Annotated in this window: 6 protein-coding genes; all 6 read right to left on the bottom strand. The window is 68.6% G+C overall.

The window, feature by feature from the left end:
• Window positions 1-146: 146 nt before the first annotated feature.
• A complete protein-coding gene (locus tag EBO15_RS44965; RefSeq protein ID WP_158628512.1) occupies window positions 147-488 on the bottom strand; it encodes a hypothetical protein in 342 nt (113 codons plus the stop codon).
• Between the two features lie 83 nt (window positions 489-571).
• Window positions 572-928 carry a DUF4260 domain-containing protein gene (locus EBO15_RS43095; protein ID WP_122200180.1) on the bottom strand — a complete coding sequence of 119 codons (357 nt, stop codon included), beginning with the start codon at window positions 926-928 and terminating at the stop codon, window positions 572-574.
• Window positions 929-1211: 283 nt separating this feature from the next.
• The gene (locus EBO15_RS43090) at window positions 1212-1367 is read right to left on the bottom strand and encodes a TetR-like C-terminal domain-containing protein (RefSeq protein ID WP_267898468.1); all 156 of its coding nucleotides are present in this window, start codon (window positions 1365-1367) and stop codon (window positions 1212-1214) included.
• Between the two features lie 17 nt (window positions 1368-1384).
• Window positions 1385-1657, bottom strand: a complete 273-nt coding sequence (locus tag EBO15_RS45635) for a Scr1 family TA system antitoxin-like transcriptional regulator (RefSeq protein WP_267898469.1) — start codon at window positions 1655-1657, stop codon at window positions 1385-1387.
• 249 nt (window positions 1658-1906) lie between these two features.
• The gene (locus tag EBO15_RS43080) at window positions 1907-2191 is read right to left on the bottom strand and encodes a PDZ domain-containing protein (RefSeq protein WP_158628511.1); all 285 of its coding nucleotides are present in this window, start codon (window positions 2189-2191) and stop codon (window positions 1907-1909) included.
• A 296-nt stretch (window positions 2192-2487) separates the two neighbouring features.
• On the bottom strand, window positions 2488-2899 hold a 412-nt coding region (locus EBO15_RS44960; protein WP_199745186.1), incomplete at its 5' end, for a hypothetical protein.

Below are 2899 nucleotides of genomic sequence, written 5' to 3'. Positions count from 1 at the left end.
ACCGTCGACATCGACCCGGATGTCACCGACCGGGCCTCGGCGTGCCTGGCCAAGGCGGGCTACCACGACGTCAAGGTGGTGTGCGCGGACGCCGAGCATCCGGTCGAACCGGGCAGCCGCTACGACCCAGCCACGCCACCAGCACCTCATGGGGGAGATTCGCCTGCCTGCAGCTCGAGACTTACCTGCTGGCGAGCGATGAGCCTCTCTAGCCACTCCTTCCCGGAACCAGCCGGATAAGGATTTGTGAGTGCGCCAGGAGCCGTCTCGATCAAGTGGAGCAGCGACCATGCCAGGCCATAGCAGTTGTCATCAGCGTTGAAGAGCGTCGCCAATGTCAACGCCTCGCGATCGGTCACGGGCCGCTCGACAGCCACCAGGCGCCGGTCGAGCTCCTCGAGTTGTTCCTCGGTGGCGTCGTCCTCCGAGGGCAACGGGCCCAAAGCAAGTACTGCCGCCACAGCCGGACGGAACTCGAAGTCAGCCATTCCACCTCACCAAGATCGAAAATTAGAGGTCCGCGCCTCGCGCCTCGACACCTCTGATCGCCATCGACTGGACCGGCGTTCGCTCACGCCGCACACATGTTCGCGACGTTGATTCCCAGCTCAAACACATCATCAGGCATGACCAGTTCGGAAAGGACGACGAGCCCCAGAACTGGGCCGATCGGCCGGTGGAGGAGGTTGTAGGTGGGCACCTTGCCGCGTGGGAGCTGTCTGGGTTCGTGCGGCCCTCCCGGCCCGACGAACAGCGTCAGGTCAGAAGCGATGAAGCCCGCAATGCCCAGCACCATCGTCCCACCGCCGTGGTTGACCATCTCGAGCACGGTCCAGGCCAGCAGAAACACCGCGAGCAGGGCCCAGGCGCCACGGGCCAGGCCCGATGCCGAACTCCGGGTGGCCTTATGGCGCGTTGGGGATGTCATGCGTTCACTCCTTGCGAGGAGACGGTGGCGGAGGTCCGGCTTGGGGCGGGGCGGCGGATCCGACGACCGCAAGGCGGACCGCCGCCACCCCGGCGGACGAGCAGTGCCCGGGTCACGGCCTGGGCCGGCCGATCGAGGTACGTGGCCGTGATGGCCGGCGTGGGTGTCGCCGGCTTCGGGTGTGGCGCCCCATGCCGCGCCGGGCCCGAGAATCCATGCCGCGGGGTGTGCGTGTCCGGCAGCTCCGATGATGATGCCGAGGCGGAACGCTTGGCGGTGGTCGTTACAGGGCGCCACCTTCGGTCTTGCCCTGAAGTGCCCCGGCGAACGCCTCGCAGCCGGTGCGCCATGCGGCGTCCAGGTCCGCGCCGGGTGGGAAACGGCCGTCGAGTTCGAGTACGACCATGCCGTGGGCGAACGCCCAGGATGACCGGGACAAGGACGGCGGCGGGTGTCTCAGGCGCCGACATGCGCGACCACGAGCGGATCTGGAACGATCCCGCCACCCGCGACCTCATCCACCCGGACGAGCCGGCCGGCCTGCTGATGATCGCGGTCCTGCACTTCATCCCGGACGACGGCCTGGACGGGCCGCCGCGCTCCTCCATTGACCGGCTCCCGTCCGCGCGCCCGCCTCAGCGCACGTGTGTACTCCGCGGTCTGGAGCAAGTCCGGCACGACCATGTCGAAGCAGCGGATCGTGTCGGCGCCGCTCTCCGGTCCGACCAGGTGGGCGTGCTCGGGCGTGATCTCGTGGCCCTCCCACCGGCCCGCCCGGCGGGTGTCGGCGACCGGCTCCGGAACCCTCGTCGTAGAGCCACTGGGGGTAGGTCGGGGTGGAGGCGTCGGGGTGGCCGGGCGAGCTGCTTTTCCTCCTGGTCGGGGGACGTGATGGCGATGAACGGTTCGGCGGGGCGGCCACCGCCGCCGGGTGGGAAGGCCGGCAACGGTGGTCGGTTCGTTTCGGGATGCGGCGGGTCAGGCCGGGTCGAGTGTGACGTTGAAGGCGGTGTTGCGGCCGTCCCGGTCGACGACGACGGAGACCGGGTTGCCGGCCCGCTTGTCCGCCAGGGCCGCGTCCATCTCGGCCTTCGTCTTACAGGGCTTGCCGTCGATCTTCATGATGATGTCGTCGACCATCAGTCCGGACTTGGCGGTCTTGCTGCCCTGCTCGACCGACATGACGCGGGGCCCCTTGCCCCAGTCGTTGTGGTACTTGGCGGCGATCCGGCCGTGGGTGGTGGGCGCCTTCATGGTGGACATGGCGATCATCCCTTCATGTCACAGACAGTAGCGATCGCTACTCTAGGTAACCATTGTGGCGATGTCGGTCGTACCCGGCTCCCGTGGCGCCATGCCGGGCGAGGCGCATCCACACCGCTCCCATGCCGGAGATCAAGGTGGGGATTACCGAGGTCACAGGGATGACCCGAAAGAGGATGGCCGTCCGGGACGGGGCTTCAGGAAGGGTGGCCGAGGCGGCGAGGGCTGCGCGGGTGGCCGGGGTGAGGCGGTATGACCATCCGCGTGTCCGGGTGGGTCAACGGAGGCGGTGCTCCTCAGCCGCCGACCTTGCCCAGGTTCTCCTCCGCGCACTTCATGAGCCTGTGGAAGAACGACGCGTCCGAGCCCTGGAAGAGCTTCGGTCCGAGTTTGCAGGTCCTCTCCAGCAGCGTGGCGATGGTCATGACCGGGATGGTGATCCCGCACTTGTTCTTGAGCACGGCGGCGAGCTTGTTCTTGTCGACCTTGCCGTGGGTGAGGACGCCGAACTTGTTGAACGCGGCGGTGTCGGGCGAGGGATCGTCCCGGCTCGCCTCCAGGTCGCCCCTCAGCTCGTCGACGCAGTTCCGGGCGGAATCGCCGGGCGGTGCGGGGGCGGCGGGCGCGGGTGTGGGTGCGGCGGGAACGGGTTCGGCCCGGCGCGGGTGCCGCCCGTCCGCCGCCGGCCCGGCAGAGGTGGTCCAGGCG

Origin of the sequence: Actinomadura harenae, assembly GCF_003696215.1 — a bacterium.
Taxonomy (GTDB): Bacteria; Actinomycetota; Actinomycetes; order Streptosporangiales; family Streptosporangiaceae; genus Spirillospora; species Spirillospora harenae.
Note: the sequence above shows the minus strand (reverse complement) of the source record. Positions and strands in the feature narration are given on the sequence as shown.

Excerpts from the sequence above, each read along its gene's own strand:
- EBO15_RS43080 (WP_158628511.1), bottom strand. The coding sequence starts at position 2,191 with ATGTCCACCATGAAGGCGCCCACCACCCACGGCCGGATCGCCGCCAAG.
- EBO15_RS44965 (WP_158628512.1), bottom strand. The coding sequence starts at position 488 with ATGGCTGACTTCGAGTTCCGTCCGGCTGTGGCGGCAGTACTTGCTTTG.
- EBO15_RS43095 (WP_122200180.1), bottom strand. The coding sequence starts at position 928 with ATGACATCCCCAACGCGCCATAAGGCCACCCGGAGTTCGGCATCGGGC.